Annotated in this window: 19 protein-coding genes; 1 reads left to right on the top strand and 18 read right to left on the bottom strand. The window is 46.3% G+C overall.

Annotated elements, in window-relative coordinates:
• Nucleotides 1-111: 111 nt before the first annotated feature.
• From fabG to ACFPTP_RS07285, 9 genes are all read right to left on the bottom strand, one after another.
• The gene (gene fabG, locus ACFPTP_RS07325; protein WP_381443306.1) at nt 112-858 is read right to left on the bottom strand and encodes a 3-oxoacyl-[acyl-carrier-protein] reductase; all 747 of its coding nucleotides are present in this window, start codon (nt 856-858) and stop codon (nt 112-114) included.
• Nucleotides 858-1,793, bottom strand: coding sequence for an ACP S-malonyltransferase (gene fabD, locus ACFPTP_RS07320; protein WP_381443304.1), 936 nt, complete (start codon nt 1,791-1,793; stop codon nt 858-860). The genes fabG and fabD overlap by 1 nt, the downstream gene beginning before the upstream one ends.
• Nucleotides 1,790-2,782, bottom strand: coding sequence for a phosphate acyltransferase PlsX (plsX, locus tag ACFPTP_RS07315; RefSeq protein ID WP_381443303.1), 993 nt, complete (start codon nt 2,780-2,782; stop codon nt 1,790-1,792). The genes fabD and plsX overlap by 4 nt, the downstream gene beginning before the upstream one ends.
• The gene (fapR, locus tag ACFPTP_RS07310; protein WP_381443302.1) at nt 2,782-3,363 is read right to left on the bottom strand and encodes a transcription factor FapR; all 582 of its coding nucleotides are present in this window, start codon (nt 3,361-3,363) and stop codon (nt 2,782-2,784) included. The genes plsX and fapR overlap by 1 nt, the downstream gene beginning before the upstream one ends.
• Before the next feature lie 152 nt (nt 3,364-3,515).
• A complete protein-coding gene (gene recG, locus ACFPTP_RS07305) occupies nt 3,516-5,564 on the bottom strand; it encodes an ATP-dependent DNA helicase RecG (RefSeq protein WP_381443300.1) in 2,049 nt (682 codons plus the stop codon).
• Nucleotides 5,545-6,453 carry an L-serine ammonia-lyase, iron-sulfur-dependent, subunit alpha gene (gene sdaAA / locus ACFPTP_RS07300; protein WP_381443299.1) on the bottom strand — a complete coding sequence of 303 codons (909 nt, stop codon included), beginning with the start codon at nt 6,451-6,453 and terminating at the stop codon, nt 5,545-5,547. Before sdaAA ends, recG begins: the two co-directional genes overlap by 20 nt.
• A 14-nt stretch (nt 6,454-6,467) precedes the next feature.
• Nucleotides 6,468-7,130 carry an L-serine ammonia-lyase, iron-sulfur-dependent subunit beta gene (sdaAB, locus tag ACFPTP_RS07295; protein ID WP_381443297.1) on the bottom strand — a complete coding sequence of 221 codons (663 nt, stop codon included), beginning with the start codon at nt 7,128-7,130 and terminating at the stop codon, nt 6,468-6,470.
• 115 nt (nt 7,131-7,245) lie between these two features.
• Entirely contained in the window at nt 7,246-8,904 is a 1,659-nt protein-coding gene (locus ACFPTP_RS07290; RefSeq protein WP_381443296.1) for a DAK2 domain-containing protein, read from the bottom strand.
• A gap of 21 nt (nt 8,905-8,925) precedes the next feature.
• Nucleotides 8,926-9,285, bottom strand: a complete 360-nt coding sequence (locus ACFPTP_RS07285) for an Asp23/Gls24 family envelope stress response protein (RefSeq protein WP_381443294.1) — start codon at nt 9,283-9,285, stop codon at nt 8,926-8,928.
• 220 nt (nt 9,286-9,505) lie between these two features.
• Between ACFPTP_RS07285 and rpmB the strand changes: the two genes are divergently transcribed.
• Entirely contained in the window at nt 9,506-9,694 is a 189-nt protein-coding gene (gene rpmB / locus ACFPTP_RS07280) for a 50S ribosomal protein L28 (RefSeq protein ID WP_060209036.1), read from the top strand.
• A 58-nt stretch (nt 9,695-9,752) separates the two neighbouring features.
• On the opposite strand, the gene spoVM is transcribed toward rpmB, so the two are convergent.
• The 9 genes from spoVM to def all read right to left on the bottom strand — a co-directional run bounded on the left by spoVM (nt 9,753) and on the right by def (nt 17,722).
• On the bottom strand, nt 9,753-9,902 hold the full coding sequence (spoVM, locus tag ACFPTP_RS07275) for a stage V sporulation protein SpoVM (protein ID WP_381443293.1): 150 nt from the start codon (nt 9,900-9,902) through the stop codon (nt 9,753-9,755).
• 13 nt (nt 9,903-9,915) lie between these two features.
• Nucleotides 9,916-10,569: a thiamine diphosphokinase gene (locus ACFPTP_RS07270; RefSeq protein ID WP_381443291.1), complete on the bottom strand. Its 654-nt coding sequence runs from the start codon at nt 10,567-10,569 to the stop codon at nt 9,916-9,918.
• Entirely contained in the window at nt 10,569-11,234 is a 666-nt protein-coding gene (gene rpe / locus ACFPTP_RS07265; protein WP_381443290.1) for a ribulose-phosphate 3-epimerase, read from the bottom strand. Before rpe ends, ACFPTP_RS07270 begins: the two co-directional genes overlap by 1 nt.
• A 2-nt stretch (nt 11,235-11,236) precedes the next feature.
• On the bottom strand, nt 11,237-12,121 hold the full coding sequence (gene rsgA, locus ACFPTP_RS07260) for a ribosome small subunit-dependent GTPase A (protein ID WP_381443288.1): 885 nt from the start codon (nt 12,119-12,121) through the stop codon (nt 11,237-11,239).
• A gap of 14 nt (nt 12,122-12,135) precedes the next feature.
• A complete protein-coding gene (gene pknB / locus ACFPTP_RS07255; RefSeq protein ID WP_381443287.1) occupies nt 12,136-14,103 on the bottom strand; it encodes a Stk1 family PASTA domain-containing Ser/Thr kinase in 1,968 nt (655 codons plus the stop codon).
• Nucleotides 14,100-14,861 (bottom strand): Stp1/IreP family PP2C-type Ser/Thr phosphatase, encoded by a 762-nt coding sequence (locus ACFPTP_RS07250; protein ID WP_381443286.1) that lies wholly within the window; start codon nt 14,859-14,861, stop codon nt 14,100-14,102. The genes pknB and ACFPTP_RS07250 overlap by 4 nt, the downstream gene beginning before the upstream one ends.
• Before the next feature lie 73 nt (nt 14,862-14,934).
• The gene (gene rsmB / locus ACFPTP_RS07245; protein ID WP_381443285.1) at nt 14,935-16,290 is read right to left on the bottom strand and encodes a 16S rRNA (cytosine(967)-C(5))-methyltransferase RsmB; all 1,356 of its coding nucleotides are present in this window, start codon (nt 16,288-16,290) and stop codon (nt 14,935-14,937) included.
• Nucleotides 16,287-17,228: a methionyl-tRNA formyltransferase gene (fmt, locus tag ACFPTP_RS07240; RefSeq protein ID WP_381443284.1), complete on the bottom strand. Its 942-nt coding sequence runs from the start codon at nt 17,226-17,228 to the stop codon at nt 16,287-16,289. Before fmt ends, rsmB begins: the two co-directional genes overlap by 4 nt.
• Nucleotides 17,225-17,722, bottom strand: a complete 498-nt coding sequence (gene def, locus ACFPTP_RS07235) for a peptide deformylase (RefSeq protein WP_381443283.1) — start codon at nt 17,720-17,722, stop codon at nt 17,225-17,227. The genes fmt and def overlap by 4 nt, the downstream gene beginning before the upstream one ends.
• Between the last annotated feature and the right edge of the window lie 14 nt (nt 17,723-17,736).

Raw genomic sequence — 17,736 nt, 5'->3', positions numbered from 1 at the left:
CGCTACCTGCGGGGTCTCACCTTTCGCGCTAGACCCCACAGGAGTCGCCGCCTTGCACTTCGAGCAACAGAAATCCCAGGTACAAATCATTAGTTTGACCTATACAAGTTATTACATTACCATGCCACCGTCTACATGAATAGTTTGGCCAGTTATATAATTTGCATCTTCGGATAATAGGAACGCTACCGCGCCTGCTACATCTTGGGCTGATCCTAATTTGCCTAATGGGATGGAGCCTAACATTTGCTCCTTCACGTCCTCCGGAAGAGCGTCAGTCATGTCGGTTGTGATGAATCCAGGAGCGACTGCGTTCACTGTGATATTCCTTGTAGCAAGTTCTCTTGCGGTTGTCTTCGTCAAACCGATGACGCCTGCTTTTGCAGCTACATAGTTCGCTTGTCCTGGGTTGCCGATTACACCGACGATGGAAGCAAGGTTGACGATTTTTCCTGCGCGTTGCTTCATCATTTGGCGTGTTACGGCTTTTGTGCATAGGAAGACGCCTTTTAAATTGATGTCGATGACATCATCCCATTCGTCTTCCTTCATGCGCATTAGCAAGTTATCACGCGTAATGCCTGCATTATTAACGAGCATATCAATTGAGCCGTATGATTTCAATGTCTCATCGATCATCTGTTTCACTTGTTCGGCATCCGATACGTTCGCTTGGATAGCAAAAGCGTCTCCGCCAGATTGTTTGATCAATTCAACAACTTCTTCAGCTTTCTCTTTGCTGCCGCTATAATTCACTGCTACACGGGCACCTTCTTGTCCTAGCAAGATTGCAATCTCGCGTCCGATTCCTCTTGAGGCGCCTGTGACAATCGCAGTTTTCCCTTCAAATCTACCCATTATTTCCACCCTTTCGCTGCATCGATGACTGTTTGCAATGTCTCATCGTCAAAGACCGGAAGCACTGTAACAGATCGATCGATTTTCTTTACAAGGCCGCTGAGCACTTTTCCAGGGCCGCATTCAATGAAATGTGTAACGCCGAGGTCGATCAATTCACGTACGGAGTCTTCCCAACGTACAGGGGAATACAATTGTTCCACAAGCAGTTGCTTGATCTTCTCACTGTCAGAAACTGTTTCTGCATTCACATTCGCAACGACCGGGATTGAAGCGTCTTTCATTTCCACTTCATCCAAAGCATTTTTCAGACGTTCCGCTGCGGGCTTCATAAGGGAGGAGTGGAATGGTCCGCTCACATCAAGCGGTATCGCTCTTTTCGCTCCTGCATCCTTAAGTTCGACACAAGCTTTTTCAACGCCTGCTTTCGTGCCCGAGATGACAATTTGTCCAGGACAATTCAAGTTGGCAGGTTGAACCGGATTCCCTTCTTCTGTAATGGAATCAGTCACTTCTTGAAGCTTTTCGCCATCCAGCCCTAGAATGGCAGCCATCGCTCCTTCACCAGCAGGAACAGCATCATTCATAAATTGGCCTCGCTTATGCACAACTGACACGCCATCTTCGAATGAAAGCACGCCAGAAGCGACAAGTGCCGTATACTCACCAAGGCTATGCCCGGCAGTGTAATCAGGTGTGATGCCTTCCTCGACAAGTCTTGAAGCGATCATAGCACCGACTGTCAACAAGGCAGGCTGCGCATTATACGTCAATGTCAGTTCCTCTTGAGGTCCTTCCGTAATTAAACGGCTTAAACCAAATTGCAATACTTCATCTGCCCGTTCAAGGTAATTTCCACCGCCATTGAATAGTTCAGAACCCATTCCAACGGTTTGTGAGCCTTGTCCCGGGAATATAAACGCTATTTTCGTCATTCCGCATCCACCTTTCCAACTGTCCTTCTAATCGTTCCGCACACATCGAATTCGACCATTGTCCTCGCTTGTCTAATTGCATTTAAAATCGCATTTGCATTTGAAGAGCCATGTGCTTTTATAACGGGGGAATTCAGTCCAAATAGTCCCGCCCCGCCATACTCGGTGTAATCCATTTTCTTTTTCAAGCCACGGAGGTCGTCTTTCACCATTGCCGCAGACAGCTTGGACTTCAACGATGATCCGTATACTTCTTTTAGCATCGAAAAGAATCCGGCAGCTGTCCCTTCAATCGTTTTCAGCACCATATTCCCTGTAAATCCGTCCGTCACAATAACATCTGCCGCGCCGCTTAATATATCCCTTGATTCAACGTTACCGACAAAATGAATAGGCGCTTCTGAGAGGAGGCCGTATGCCGCTTTCGTCAATTCATTCCCTTTGCCCTCTTCGGTTCCTATATTCAACAGTCCGACGCGGGGCTTTTGAATGCCTCGCACTTTCTCCGCATAAATGCTGCCCATGATTGCATATTGCTGCAAATGAGTAGGCTTTGCGTCTGAATTTGCACCGACATCCAAGAAGACGAAGCCTTGTCCATCGATTGTAGGCAGAGTCGGCGAAAGCGCCGGTCGGTCGATGCCTTCTATCCGTCCGACGATGAAAAGGCCAGCCGCCATAAGTGCACCGGTATTACCCGCAGAAACACAGGCATCGGCTTTTCCGTCTTTAACAGCTTGCGCCATCCTTACCATGGAAGCATCTTTCTTACGTCTTATCGCGCGGACCGGCTCATCGTCCGCCTCGATTCTTTCTGTGCAATGAATCACTTTCAAGCGTGCATGGTCTTTCAAATAGGGAGCCATCCTTTCTTCATTTCCATAAATATGTATATGTATATCTTCAAATTCCGTTAGACTCAGAAGAGCGCCTGCAATAATTTCACCCGGTGCATGATCTCCGCCCATTCCATCTAATGCAATGATCATCATTTTTCCCTCCTACTATGGTCCGTAGTTTGATACATCTGGAATTCACCGGTGAAAACCGTCTCGTTTCCGACTGTAGAGATGACATCGACAAAAGTCCTTTTTTCGTTTGAACGCTCTTTATCAACGATGGCACGAGCAATGACCCGATCACCCGATTTGACAGGCTTCACGAAATGAAGGTTCGAGGTGACAGTCAAGGCAAGATCGTCGTCGAGAACGGCTACTGCCAATGAATTTGCCTGAGCGAATAGATGGTGGCCACGGGCGATTCCGCTTCTTCGGAAGACATGATCGTCCGTTACGTCGAAGATGGAAACAGCTCTCTTGTCGAGCTCGATATCGATGATTTCACCAATTACTTCATCGGACTGGAGAGATTTCACCTCTTCATCGATCGTTCGTGCAGCTACCGTTTTCAAACGTTCACGTAATTCCGGAATTCCACATTCCAATCGATCTAACCGTATCGTTTGAACGCTTACTTTAAATTGTTTGGATAACTCTTCGTCTGTCAGAAAAGGATTTTGTTCGAGGCTCATTTCAAGCTGGCGCTGCCTCTCCCTTTTTGGCACTCTCACACGTTTCACCCTTCCGGATTAGCACTTGGTACTAATACCAGTATATTATCATAGTTCATCATTGATTTCTACAAAACATTGACTGAAATAAAAACAAACAACAGGCAAAGAAAAAAATACCCAATTTCTTCGCCTGTTGTTCAATTAAGTTGTTAATCCATTCGTTCATGAGAAAGGGCGCCGGATTGCTCCAGGTCTTCTCTTAGGAATTTATATTCGGGAGAGGTCCAGAAATCATCCGATGCAAGCATTTTCTCGGCATCTTGGCGTGCAGTTTCCAACGCGCGGTAGTCGTGGACGAGATCAGCCATCTTGAATTCAGGCATCCCGCTTTGCTTTTTGCCGAAGAAGTCGCCCGCGCCCCTTAGCTCTAGGTCTTTTTCGGCTAACAAGAATCCATCATTCGTTTCTGTCATGGATTGCATCCGTTCCTTGCCTTCCTCGTTTTTCGGATCGGCGAGAAGGACGCAATATGATTGGTCCGCCCCCCTGCCAACCCTGCCCCTTAATTGATGGAGCTGGGCGAGTCCGAAACGGGTGGCGTCATAAATGAGCATGAATGTCGCGTTCGGAACGTTCACACCCACTTCGACGACAGTTGTTGAAACAAGGCAATCAATTTTCCCTTCGCTGAAGTCCCTCATGATTGCATCTTTCTCATCAGGATGAAGTCTTCCGTGCATGAGACCGACCGTATACCGTCCAGCAAAATGGTGGGTAAGCTGGGCATGGACATCGACTGCATTTTGCACGTCGAGCTTGTCCGATTCCTCGATCAACGGACAAATTACATATGATTGCCGGCCAGCTTGCAGCTCCTTCTCCATTTTGCGCAAAACAGGCAACAAGGAATCTTCTTTCAGCCAGTAAGTTTCGACTTTTTTACGTCCAGCTGGCATTTCATCAAGGATGGAAACGTCCATTTCTCCGAAGGCGGTGATCGCCAAAGTCCGAGGAATCGGAGTTGCTGTCATAAATAGGACATCCGGATTCAAGCCTTTCTCCCTTAGTACGCGGCGTTGTTCAACACCGAACCGGTGCTGTTCATCCGTTATGACAAGCCCTAACTTTGCAAAGCCTACGTCCGGCTGGATGAGCGCATGCGTTCCAATGAGTAGATCGATTTCTCCACTTTGCAATTTCTCAATGATAATTCTTCTTGCTTTGCCTTTCGTGGAGCCAGAAAGAAACGCAACCTCCACTCCAAACGGCGCAAGCCATGAGGATAGCGAATCTGCATGCTGCTCTGCAAGAATTTCGGTAGGCGCCATAAGTGCACCTTGAAACCCTCCAGTGATCGCTGCAAACAGGGCAATAGCGGCAACAACCGTCTTTCCGGAACCAACATCCCCTTGCAATAGACGATTCATCCTCATGGGACTTTTCAATTCAGAACAAAGTTCATTGACGACCTTTTTTTGTGCATTCGTCAATTCGAATGGCAATGAAGCAATGAACTCCTTTAAACGTTCCAAATCATAATGGATCGGAATTCCCTTTTCGTTTTCTTTACGAATTTTCTTCATTCCGATCATCTTCAATTGAAATTTCAGCAACTCCTCATAGACGAAGCGCCTTCGCGCCTGCTTCACATCATTCGGCGATTTAGGGAAGTGCACCATTTCGAGAGCTTCTCCGATAGATGGCAATACATAGGCTTCCCGCAACGATGGTGGAAGAACTTCTACTATTTCATCTTTGCAAAGATCCAGAGCCTGTCTCATATATTTTCGGAACGTCTTCTGGTACATAACATTTTTCAAACTATAAACAGGCTCGAAATCAGCTTGATCCGTTTTCGGTCCCTCGTTGAAGTTGCTGACATTGATCACTTGCCTGCCGCGGTCCCATTTACCAGTCACCGTAACAATCATTCCGATTGCAAGTCGATCCTTCAAGTAGTGCTGATTGAAGAAAACCGCTTTTACGAGATGGTTGCCGGCAAGCAGTCTGATTTGAAGGCGCGACTTATTTCTGCCTAAAAAAAGAACGGAAGGCTCGCTTTCGACCCTTCCTTCAATCGTGACCCGTTCATTATGCGGCGTTTCGGCCAAATTCTTCAATCTGAAATCTTCATGGCGGTATGGAAATGTATTAATTAATTGTTCAATCGTTTCAATGCCCAGTTTTTGAAGTTGTTCAGCAGAGGCTTTGCCAACACCTTTCAGCGTTGTGACAGAATCAAGAATTGACGGTGTCACTTACCGCTTTATCCTTTCCGAATATCTCTGCTTCCAGCGCCTTTCCGGTCGGAGTGGCGGCTAAGCCCCCTTTGGCTGTTTCCCTAAGTGCGGAAGGCATTGATTGTCCGATTCTATGCATCGCTTCAATTACTTCGTCCGTCGGAATCCTGCTGACGACTCCTGCGAGTGCCATGTCAGCCCCGACAAGTGCTTTTGCGGCTCCCATTGCATTCCGCTTCACACATGGCACTTCCACAAGGCCTGCTACTGGATCACAAACAAGTCCGAGCATATTTTTCATAACGATTGAAAACGCCTCCGCGCTCTGCTGAGGTGTCCCACCGGCCATTTCAACAATTGCGGCTGCAGCCATCGAAGCGGCTGAACCCGTTTCTGCCTGGCATCCGCCTGCAGCTCCTGAAATCGAGGCATTATTCGCGACGACAAAGCCGAATGCGCCCGAAGTGAACAAGTAATTCACCATCTGGTCCCTCGTTGGGTTCAATTTGTCTTTCACCGCGAAAAGCGTTCCTGGTACGATCCCGGCAGCACCCGCTGTAGGAGTGGCACAGATCATCCCCATTGCTGCATTCACTTCGTTCGTAGCGACCGCTTTACTCACCGCATCCAAAATGAGGTCTCCGGATAAGGATTTCCCCGACTTGATATAGTTTTGAATGAGGACAGCATCGCCGCCTGTCAAACCGGAAGTCGATTTTACGCCTTGCAATCCTTGCTCGACAGCGCTTTCCATGACGGAAAGATTATTTTCCATTTGAGCGACAATCTCTTCCCTTGAACGTTTTGTAATTTGCATTTCCTGTTCGATCATAATTTCCGAAATCGGCTTATTTTGCGCTTCTGCGAGTGCTACTAGTTCCTTAACTGTACCGAATAGAACTTCCATTGCTATTTCCCTCCTCAGTTTGCCAATGTTGAAACTTGCGTGACATTCGGCAACGATTTCAATTCATTTATGAGTGTTTCATCAAACATCTGGTCGACTTCAATAACCATTAATGCCATTTTACCTTTTTCTTTCCTGCCGACTTCCATATGGGCGATATTCATGCCTTGTGAAGCGATGGCGTTGGAAACATTCGCAATGACGCCCGCGCGATCGTCATGTACAACAAGGAGCGCCGGGAAATGTCCGGAGAGGCGAAGTGGAAAACCGTTCAACTCCGTGACTTCCATCGTACCGCCCCCGATTGAAATACCGACTAGCTCCATTTCCCCTTGACTGTCGCCAATGACAATTTTTGCTGTATTCGGATGATCGGCTTCTTCCTCTTCGGGAATGAACTCGAAAGTCATGCCGACTGCGGCAGCATCTTCGAAAGCCGTTTTTATTCTCTCATCAAACGTATCATAATCCAATAATCCCCCGATAATCGCAACGTCCGTCCCATGCCCTTTATATGTTTCTGCGAAAGAACCGTAGAGATGGATCCTTGCCCACTCCGGCTGACGTCCGAACAAATCACGGGCGACTCGTCCTATCCGGGCAGCTCCAGCGGTATGTGAGGATGAAGGCCCGATCATAACGGGACCGATAATTTCAAAAACAGATCTGTATTTCAAACAAATAACCCCCTTCTTAAGAAGCAAACACTTCTTTCATTTTACCGTAGATTTCAATTAAAGACAAAATAGAAAATCGGCACGCCCCCAAAAGGCATGCCGTCGTTTTTCCGCATCATTCCACGGATAGGATATAAGGATACAGCGGTTGTTTTCCGTTGTACAATTCGACTTCCGTATGATCGTATGTGGATTCCACATACTCTGCAATTTCATTAGCTTCTTGCTCCGTTACGTCCTCGCCGTAAATGATCGTGACAATTTCATCATCTTCATCAATAAGTGATTCGAGCAATGTTTTCATCACTTCATCCAAAGACGGGTTGGAAATCACGATTTTACTTCCAGCAAGCCCCATGAAATCATCTTTTTTAATGTCGATGCCATCTATGGATGTATCCCGGATTGAATGTGTGACTTGTCCGGTTTTCACGCCAGCTGCCGCTTTCGACATGACTTTTTCATTTTCCGCAACTGCGGCTTCAGGATTGAATGCGAGAATCGCCGCCAATCCTTCCGGAACGGATTTCGTTTCAACAACTGCCGCTTCGATGCCGATCACTTCCGCCGCCTGCTTTGCTGCCATGACGATATTTTTATTATTCGGCAAAATGATGACCCGCTCAGCCCCGACATCCTTGATTGCTTTCACGATATCCTCTGTTGATGGATTCATTGTCTGACCGCCTTCTATGACGGCTGAAGCACCTATGCTTTTCAGCAAATCAGCAATTCCTGAACCCATTGCCACTGTCACGATTGCGTAAGGATGTGTTACTGCCTCCGCCTTTTTGGTCGAATGGCTCTCTCCGACAATATCGATGTGCTGCTGACGCATGTTTTCGATTTTAATGTTGATAAGGGAACCGTATTGCTGTGCATAATTCAACGCATCTCCCGGCTCTTCAGTGTGAATATGTACTTTTGCAATTTCCTCATCTGAAATGACAAGCAAGGAATCCCCGAACTTGCTGAGATCCTGACGGAAATCGCCTTCCTCGAAAGGATGCTTCTTCACTTTTTCATCCTCGAATTTCACCATGAATTCCGTACAATACCCATATACGATATCCTCAGTATTCATGAACCCTTGGACGCCGCGATGATGCTCTGCGTTCACTAGATCTTCCATCAAGTCCATATTCGTCCGTTCAGGAAGCTCTTCACCTTTCAGACATGCCAAAAAGCCTTCATATACATAGACAAGGCCCTGTCCGCCACTATCGACGACTCCGACTTCTTTCAACACAGGCAGAAGTTCTGGAGTCCGTTTCAAAGAGGCTTTGGATTCTTCAACGATCGCTTCCATCACTTTAATGATGTCATCTGTAGATTTCGCCGCTTCGACACCTTTATTCGCTGCATCTTTTGCAACAGTGAGGATTGTTCCCTCTACAGGCTTCATGACAGCTTTATACGCGGTTTGCACTCCATATTCCAATGCATTGGCGAATTTCTTGCTATCCAGTTTCCCTTCCTCTTCCACTGCTTTACCAAAACCGCGGAACAATTGGGATAGGATAACGCCGGAGTTTCCACGTGCTCCCATCAAAAGTCCTTTTGACAAAGCTTGAGCAGTCTTGCCCAAATGCGCAGACACATTCGCTTCGGTCTCCTTCGCACCGGAAGTCATGGATAAATTCATATTTGTCCCTGTGTCGCCGTCAGGCACGGGAAACACGTTTAATGAATCGACATAGTCCGCATTCAGATGAAGGTGATGCGCACCCATCCTCACCATGTCGGCAAATTTCACACCATCAATAAAATTCATTGAAATGTTTTCCTCCTTCTATCAGTTCGTCACCCGAACCCCTTGAACAAATATATTCACTGAATCCACTGTTAACGATAATGTCTTTTTCAATGTATACATCACTTTGGATTGCACTTGGTATGCGACCTCGGAGATTTTTGTTCCATATCCGATAATGACATACACGTCGATATGCGTTTCGTCTCCGATATTCCTTACAATGACTCCTCTAGCATAGTTCTCTTTCCCAAGGATGTCCGTAAGCCCATCCCGGATCTGATGACGTGAAGCCATGCCGACAATTCCGTAGCATTCGATTGCCGCCTCTCCTACCACTTGGGCTATGACGTCGTTCGTAATATCTATCGTACCGTAATCGTTTTTCATCTCGATTGACATGAAAGCTTCCCCTCCTGCATCCATAATAACTAACCCCATTGTACTATACACTAAACCAATAGAAAAGCGTTGACAAATAAACAACAATTACTTGTAAAGGTTTTTCACTTGAAAGCATCGTGAAAAAAGGTTGCAAGCCATTATTTCCTGTGATAAAGTATTATGGTATGCGAATTAGATAGTGAATCGCTTAATCATTTTTAGCGAGGAGGTCATAAAAATGGCTAAAGAATGTGTAATTACTGGACGCAAAGCTCGTACGGGAAATGCCCGTTCACACGCAATGAACGCTAACAGACGTACTTGGGGAGCTAACCTTCAAAAAGTCCGTATTCTTGTTAACGGTAAACCAAAGCGTGTTTGGGTATCTGCAAGAGCACTTAAATCAGGTAAAGTACAAAGAGTATAATCATATACTCGCTTTCCGACTATAAGACAAAAAGAAATAAAACGCCAGGCCGATAAGTTCAGCCTGACGTTTTTTCTTTTTTCCGTTTTCTGTTTCGCTGGCTAGCAGTAGCTTGTGTTTTCGCCTTTTCATCTTTTTGGAAGACTACCATGCATTTTCGAACAAAGCTACTTAGAAACTTCGGCATTGTAAATGTATAAACTCGCAATTCCCTTCTCCTTTCAGGAATCTGAACTTCTTACCATTAAGCATATGCCTTGCCGGAATGAGATAGTACAAACTTCTGCAATTGGTTCGTTGCTTGTGAACCTCGTCATCCCCATTTCCATTCTCGCGTTGACCGTTTCATATTTAAAACCGGTCAACGTCAATCCTTCCACAACACTGCCAAATGGAAAAAAGGAAATATAGGAGAACCGGGAATCCTTTCTCACCCTGTGTACACCGGGGCGATACAAGGAAAGTTCATTATCGGCATTTCGGATAAGAAATGAAATATCTTTATGTTCATTTTGCATCCGATACAGTAAATGCAATGCCGACTCGAAATGATCTAATCTACCGCCAGTGACCCCAGTCAAAATCACTTCCTTCGGATGATAGGCAATCGCACGGTCTACAGCGAGTTCCGTATCCGTTTCGTCTTTTTCGGCCTGGAAGGAATCGACACGCTGCACGGATTCTTGGATTCTACTAAACTCCTCTTCACTGACCGAGTCGAAATCTCCGACTGCCTCATCAGGGACAATTCCATTTTCCATTAAATGAATTGCCCCGCGATCTACACCGATGAAAATTGTTTCTTCCGTCTTATAAGCGGCAAGATCCGGTAATTCTTCGGTCGGTCCGCCCGCACAGATGATTACCCTTTCCATCAATTCAGCACGCTTTCCCCAGCAGCTTTAATGCGTTGCAATGCCTCCGTCCGGTTTTCCTCATTGTAAATGGCCGATCCCGCGACCAAAATCGTGGCTCCTGCCTCGACACAAGGAATGATCGTCTCCTCATTGACGCCGCCATCAATTTCAATATCGATCGACAGACCTTTTTCCTTGATCAGATCGGATAATTGCTTCACTTTCGGAAGTACCGAATGGATGAATTTCTGTCCACCGAATCCTGGATTGACCGTCATGAATAAAACCATGTCGACGTCTTCCAAAACGTGGAGGATATGCTCTACAGGCGTATGTGGGTTGAGCACGACACCCGGCTTCACCCCGTAAGAGCGGATCAACTGAATCGTCCGATGCAAGTGCCTGCATGCTTCCACATGGACAGTGATATAATCCGCCCCCGCTTTTGCGAACTGTTCAATATATGCATCAGGATTCTCAATCATGAGGTGGACGTCAAGTGGAAGGTCCGTAACTGGACGTAATGCCTCTACAACAATCGGTCCCATCGTAATATTCGGAACGAAATGCCCATCCATCACATCGATATGGATAAGTTCTGCTCCTGCTCTCTCCACATCTCTTACTTCATCTGCAAGCTTTGAAAAATCTGCCGCCAAAATGGACGGTGCTATTTTAATCATTGTCAATACCTCGGCTTTCGGTCAGTAATCTCTTGTAGGAACTGTAAATAATTTGTGTAACGGGACTGTAGTATTTCCCCCGTTTCCACTTTCTCTTTCACTGCACATCCTGGCTCTTTCAGGTGTAAACATCCTCTGAATTTGCATGCATCTGCCGCGCTCTCCATTTCAATGAAATAATCCCGTAATTCCTCTTTTTCGATATGATCGAAATCAAGTGAGCTGAAACCCGGCGTGTCTGCGACGAGTCCCCCCGCCACTTCCAGTAGTTCCACATGGCGCGTCGTATGCCTTCCCCTGCCAAGCGCTTCGGAAATCTCGCCGGTCTTCAAAGTCAGCTCAGGAATCAACGTATTGAGTAAAGTTGACTTTCCGACACCGGACTGACCCGCAAGAACTGTCGTCTTCCCATCCAAATAAGGTTGTAACAAAGGAAAAAGATTTGGATCATCGATAAAAGTGCCGATCACATCGTATCCGATTCCGCGATAATAAGCAGCTGCGGATTCAGCTTGCCGAAGCTCCTTTTCGCCCGCGACATCTTTTTTTGTCAGACAGATGACCGGCTTGATGCCGACCGATTCAATGACAGTGAGGAACCGATCCAACAGGTGAAGGGAGAAATCCGGCTCCACAATCGAAAACACGAGCAAAGCCTGGTCCACATTGGCGATAGGCGGCCTGACCAACTCATTCTTCCTCTCATGAACCTTAGTAATTGTTGCGTCATTATCACCATCTTGGACAATCGTGACAAAATCGCCGACAAGGGGTGATATGCCCCTAATTTTGAAAACTCCACGACCTTTGCACTGGACGAGGTCCCCCTCTTCACTTTTGACATAATAAAAACCGCTGATTGCTTTTCTGATTTGTCCTTCCGGCATCCAATCCCTCTTTCTTATTTGAGTTCATCATAATCGAATGTTTTTTCCGCGATGATTTCTGAACCTCTGCGAACTTGGTATTGGCCACGTTGGCCCTCTTCCAATGTCACTATAATTTCTCGCTGCGTATCTTCTGTTATATCGAATTCAGCAACAGGGGCCGTCATCGAATATTTGCTGTCCTGGATATAGATTTTAATTCTTTGCGGTTCGGGGTTTTCCTCTTCATCCCCTTCTTCATTCGTCGTTGGTTCATATGGGATATAAACGATGTCTTTGCCATACCTTACCGGTTTCTTCGGTTTGCCTTTCGACAGGACGACATCTACCCTGCTACCTTTTTCAAGTTCAGAGTTCGGAGAATGATCTTGTGAAATGACATAGCCTTCCTTCACCGTATCAGATTCTACTCTGTCCACGATCCGGATGTTGAAGCCGGATCTTTTCGCATAATCCTTTAATTCGGCCTCGTTGTATTTGGACAAGTCCTCAAGCGTCTTCATTTCTTTCCCTGCACTAACTGTAAAGACAAGATCAGTTTCCTCAGGAACTACCTTCTCTCCGGCCTCAGGCGTCTGTTTCAAGATTTTCCCTTTCGGTTCATCGCTGTAAACCCATTCAGGTTCAATACTCCGGAATCCAAAACCTTGCAGAAAATTCGCGATTTCCTCATAATCCCTGGTGACGTAATCGGTCAGTTCCGTCGTTTCCTTGCCGAGACTTACGTAAACTGTTACTGGCGATCCGATTTCACGTTTTTTACCTTCCTCCGGATTCGTTCTGAAAACTTGGCCGGCTGGGTATTCAGCTGAATAATCCTCAATCTTCTCTTCAACGACAAAGCCGTGTTCCTCCAATATCGAAACTGCCTCCGCTTCCTCAAGTCCGACTACCTCAGGAATCAAGGCGCTTTTAGGTCCGAATAACGTTGGCCAAAAAATGACTAGGAATGCTGCAATTGCCAACAGCAATGCAGTAAGGCCAACAATGAGCGGCCATTTTTTCCGCTTCTTCTTTTGCTGAATCGGAGCAGGTTCAGGAATGACAGGCTCGATGATTTTCGTCTTTTCCGAGTGGTCCGGTTTATTTGTATCCTTAATGACAGGAATTACACGTGTGTGGTCGTCGTCAAACGGAATTGTAAATTTCTCTTCATGCTGCCTTTCCGGCGATAAAACAGTAAGCAAATCATCATACATCTCATCCGCTGATTGGTATCTATATGTAGCATCCTTCGCTGTCGCTTTCAAAATGACATTTTCTACACTTTGCGGAATGCCAGGAAACGCAAGCCGGACAGAAGGGGTCTCTTCCTGTAAATGTTTTAACGCGATCGCAACCGCAGTCTCTGCGGAAAAAGGAAGTTCGCCCGTCAATAATTCATAAAAGACAATTCCCAATGAATAAATATCGGATTTTTTCGTCGCCATTCCGCCCCTTGCTTGTTCAGGGGACAAATAATGGACTGTTCCGATAACAGAGTTCGTTTTCGTATGTGCAGTTGCACTCAACGCCATCGCAATTCCGAAATCGGTTATTTTCACATTGCCTTCCGAGTCCATTAAGATATTTTGCGGTTTAATGTCGCGATGAACAATGCCGTTGTGATGGGCGTTGGCAATCGCAGAAACGAGCTGTCTCATGATTCTGACGGCTTCAGTTACTTTCAAGGGACCATTTGTTTGAATGTATTTCTTTAACGTTTGGCCATCGATATATTCCATAACCAGATAATGAAGTTCTTCATCCTCACCGACATCAAAAATATTGACGATATGTGGATGGGTCAAGCTTGTGGCGGATAGCGCCTCCCGTTGGAATCTCTTTTTCAGATCCTGCTCATTTGCGAAATCATAGTTCAAGACTTTGATGGCGACATCGCGATCCAAAATAATGTCATGTGCCAAATAGACCTTCGACATGCCGCCTTCACCGATTCCTCTGAGCACCTCGTAACGGCCGCCGATTCGTTTGCCGATCATCGTTGGCTCACCTCCGAATTGGGTAGACTCGCCAAAATGACGGAAATATTATCTTCTCCGCCTAATTCGTTGGCCAACTCAACCAATTTAACCGCTTTATCATGCAAATCCGCGTCTGAAGTGACGATTGTCTTAATTCGATCATTGTCGACTTTATTACTTAACCCATCCGTACAGATTAATAAATATGTCTGTTCATCGATGCTAATCTGGTGGAAATCCGGCATAATCGATTTTTCGGAACCGACAGCTCTCATGATCCAATTCCTTTGAGGATGTCTTGCCGCTTCCTCTTCAGTGATTTCTCCGGAATCCAGCAATACATTCACAAAAGAGTGATCCTTCGTAATTTGCAGGATCTCATTCCGGTTGATCATGTACACACGGCTATCCCCGATATGAGTAATCAGACCTTTATTTCCATAAATGAGCACAGCATCTAATGTCGTTCCCATCCCTTTGTATTCACTATCTTTTTCAGCAATTTCGAATATGGTGCGGTTCACATGCAACACGGTCTCCAAAAGCCATTCTTTCCAGTCTTCGTCTTCCATGTTTGACGGGTCGTCCACTTTCATGAATTGTTCACCAAGTATCCTTACCGCTGTCGAGCTCGCATAGTCTCCGCCCCGATGGCCTCCCATGCCATCCGCGACAACTGCGAGCTTCGGTCCATCCAGAATTGCAAAGACCGCTGCACTATCCTCATTCACAGTCCGTTTCTTTCCGATATCTGTTACAACTTCGAATCGCAACACTCGTCCCCCCTTTTTTCAAAAATCTCGATTTTCAATTTCCCCTTATCGAATGACTTATATCAATCGCCGCTTGCTAATCTTTCTTTTTACGAAAAGCGGCCACGAAAAATCCGTCACTGCCAAAATGCTGCGGCAACACTTGGAGCATATCATCCTTAATAGCCAATGAATCGTTGTCAGCAAGCGAATCAAGCGGAGACATCGCCATATCAGGATGTTTTTCGAGGAATCTGCGGACCATCCCTTCGTTTTCATCATACTCGATTGTGCACGTACTATAGACGATGATGCCATCATCTTTTAGCAGCCGATAGGCAGTATCGAGCAATTGCTCTTGGATTTCCGTCAAACTTTTCAAGTCTTCCGCTGTCTTATTGTATTTTATCTCCGGTTTGCGACGGATGACGCCAAGACCGCTGCAAGGTGCATCGACAAGGATGCGGTCAAAGGAGGCAGGTCCGTATACGGACTCCAGTTCCCGGCTATCCCCGCTTTTCGTCCTGATTGATTGGATGCCAAGACGTTTCGCATTCGATTCAATTAGTGAAAGTTTATGTTCGTGTAGATCATGTGCATATATTTCGCCTTGGTCGCTCATTTTCTCTGCAATGAATGTCGTCTTTCCGCCTGGAGCCGCACACATGTCCAATACTTTCATGTCGGGCTTCACGTCAAGAGCAAGGACGGGCAGCATGGAGCTTTCATCTTGGATTGTCAATAAACCTTCAGCAAATGCTTCTGTATTCGCTAAGCTGCCGCTTGAAGCTTGGATGCTGCCGGGAATGACTTCGCCTTTGGAAGCATCCATCCCTTCCTTTGCAAGCGCCGCCATCGCTTCATCAACAGTTGATTTCAACGAATTGACTCTTGCTGTCATCCGGGCGGGTTGATTGTTTTCATGAGCCATCGCCAAGGCTTCTTCCTTGCCGAACTGTTCCACCCATCGTTTGATCAACCAGGCGGGATGACTTGTTTCAATAGATATTCTTTCGATATCGTCCTTTATGTCCTCTATCGTACGAACACCTTTACGCAAGACAGAGCGCAAAATGCCGTTTACAGTTGACGAGATCCCTTTATGCCCTCTTCTTTTGGCAATTTCCACGGCTTCATGTACGACCGCATGAGGAGGGATTTTCGTCAAATAGACAATTTGGTAAATTGATAAGCGCAGCAGCTCCCTTACCCAAGGGTCCAATTTCCCTTTCACGAAAGGCTCCAAATAATAATCCAATGTGAGCCGATGCTGCAAAGTACCATATGTCAATTCAGTCAATAAACCTCTGTCCTTCGGATCGATAGCGTATTTTTTCATCGTCCGGTTGAGCAGCAAATTGCTGTATGCCTGATTTTGATTGATTTCCATCAGTATCGATAATGCCGCATCACGGACATTGCCGTTCCAGATCCTCTTTTTTGTATTTGTCATTCGAATTGCTCCCCTTCATTCCATTTGGCTCCTACGCCATTTAGGAATTCTTCTGCCGACAACCGCTTTTTTCCTGCGGGCTGCAATTCAGTGATAGCAATCGAAGTGTCATCCCCCGTTTTGATGATCAGCCTGTCCTTCATTAATTTAATAATCGTGCCTGGCGTAACGTCTGAATGGAGGTCGGATTTTTCCGCTTTCCAAATTTTCACGTTCTCCCCTTGGAATACGGAATATGCCCCGGGCCACGGATAGAGCCCGCGGATTTGGTTGAATATATCCGTTCCGCCTTTGGACCAGTCGATTTTCTCCTGTTCACGAGTAATATTTCCGGCAAATGAAACAAGTTTTTCGTCTTGGGGAATACGTTCATTCGTACCGTCAATGATGGAAGGCAGCGTCTCTTTCAATAATTCAGTGCCTGCGACAGACAACTTTTCAAAAAGTATCCCGGTATTATCATCATCTGTAATAGGGACTGTTGTCTGCGAAATGATATCGCCTGCATCCAGCTTCTCAACCATGTACATGATTGTAACCCCTGTTTCCTTCTCGCCATCGATGACCGCTTGGTGAATCGGAGCGCCTCCCCGGTATTTCGGCAATAAGGAAGCGTGGACATTGATGCAGCCAAGACGAGGGGCATCCAGTAAATTTTTCGGCAAGATTTGTCCATATGCTGCTGTGACGATTAAATCCGGCTTCATCTGGATAATTTTTTCAAGTTCTTCGGAAGTTCTTAGTTTTTCAGGTTGCAATACCGATAAGCCAAGTCGGATCGCCTCTTCTTTTACTGGCGGAGGCGTCAGTACACGTTTCCTCCCGACGGGCCGATCGGGCTGGGTGACGACCGCAAGAATGTCGTGCCCTTCATCATGCAGCATTGTCAAAACAGGAACGGAAAAGTCCGGAGTCCCCATGAATACGATTTTCGTCATTCCATTTCGCCCTCCTCGTCAACCTCTTCAAATTCCTCCGGATCTACTATCCGTGTAATTTTCGAATCAAATAAAATTCCATCCAAATGATCAATTTCATGCAAAATTGCCCGCGCTTCATAATCTTCCGCTTCCAGCTCGTACAAAGAACCATCCCGTTCTTGCGCTTCAACGCGTACAAAAAACGGCCGTTCCACCTCACCATAGAGGCCAGGGAAGCTTAAACAGCCTTCCACTTCAACGACGGAACCTCCGATCGCCGTGACGACAGGGTTGACCATTTCGATCACATCATCGCCTTCCCCCATATCAACGATGGCTACGCGGACCAGCTTCCCCACTTGAGGAGCGGCAAGCCCTACGCCATCCGCATCGATCATCGTGTCGTACATGTCATCAAGCAACTTAGCCAATTTATCATCAAACTTTTCCACTTCCTTGCAACGCTGAGTCAGCAGCGCCGAAGGGCTTTTCACGATTTCAAGTATTGCCAATTCAATTCCTCATT

Source organism: Sporosarcina koreensis, assembly GCF_042655825.1.
GTDB classification, from domain to species: Bacteria; Bacillota; Bacilli; order Bacillales_A; family Planococcaceae; genus Sporosarcina; species Sporosarcina koreensis.
This window is presented reverse-complemented; position numbering and strand designations above follow the sequence as displayed.

Excerpts from the sequence above, each read along its gene's own strand:
- rsmB (WP_381443285.1), bottom strand. The coding sequence starts at position 16,290 with ATGACAAATACAAAAAAGAGGATCTGGAACGGCAATGTCCGTGATGCG.
- pknB (WP_381443287.1), bottom strand. The coding sequence starts at position 14,103 with ATGATCGGCAAACGAATCGGCGGCCGTTACGAGGTGCTCAGAGGAATC.
- fabD (WP_381443304.1), bottom strand. The coding sequence starts at position 1,793 with ATGACGAAAATAGCGTTTATATTCCCGGGACAAGGCTCACAAACCGTT.
- fabG (WP_381443306.1), bottom strand. The coding sequence starts at position 858 with ATGGGTAGATTTGAAGGGAAAACTGCGATTGTCACAGGCGCCTCAAGA.
- rpmB (WP_060209036.1), top strand. The coding sequence starts at position 9,506 with ATGGCTAAAGAATGTGTAATTACTGGACGCAAAGCTCGTACGGGAAAT.
- ACFPTP_RS07290 (WP_381443296.1), bottom strand. The coding sequence starts at position 8,904 with ATGAATTTTATTGATGGTGTGAAATTTGCCGACATGGTGAGGATGGGT.
- ACFPTP_RS07285 (WP_381443294.1), bottom strand. The coding sequence starts at position 9,285 with ATGTCAATCGAGATGAAAAACGATTACGGTACGATAGATATTACGAAC.
- rsgA (WP_381443288.1), bottom strand. The coding sequence starts at position 12,121 with ATGCCGGAAGGACAAATCAGAAAAGCAATCAGCGGTTTTTATTATGTC.
- fmt (WP_381443284.1), bottom strand. The coding sequence starts at position 17,228 with ATGACGAAAATCGTATTCATGGGGACTCCGGACTTTTCCGTTCCTGTT.
- plsX (WP_381443303.1), bottom strand. The coding sequence starts at position 2,782 with ATGATCATTGCATTAGATGGAATGGGCGGAGATCATGCACCGGGTGAA.
- sdaAA (WP_381443299.1), bottom strand. The coding sequence starts at position 6,453 with ATGGAAGTTCTATTCGGTACAGTTAAGGAACTAGTAGCACTCGCAGAA.
- ACFPTP_RS07270 (WP_381443291.1), bottom strand. The coding sequence starts at position 10,569 with ATGGAAAGGGTAATCATCTGTGCGGGCGGACCGACCGAAGAATTACCG.
- rpe (WP_381443290.1), bottom strand. The coding sequence starts at position 11,234 with ATGATTAAAATAGCACCGTCCATTTTGGCGGCAGATTTTTCAAAGCTT.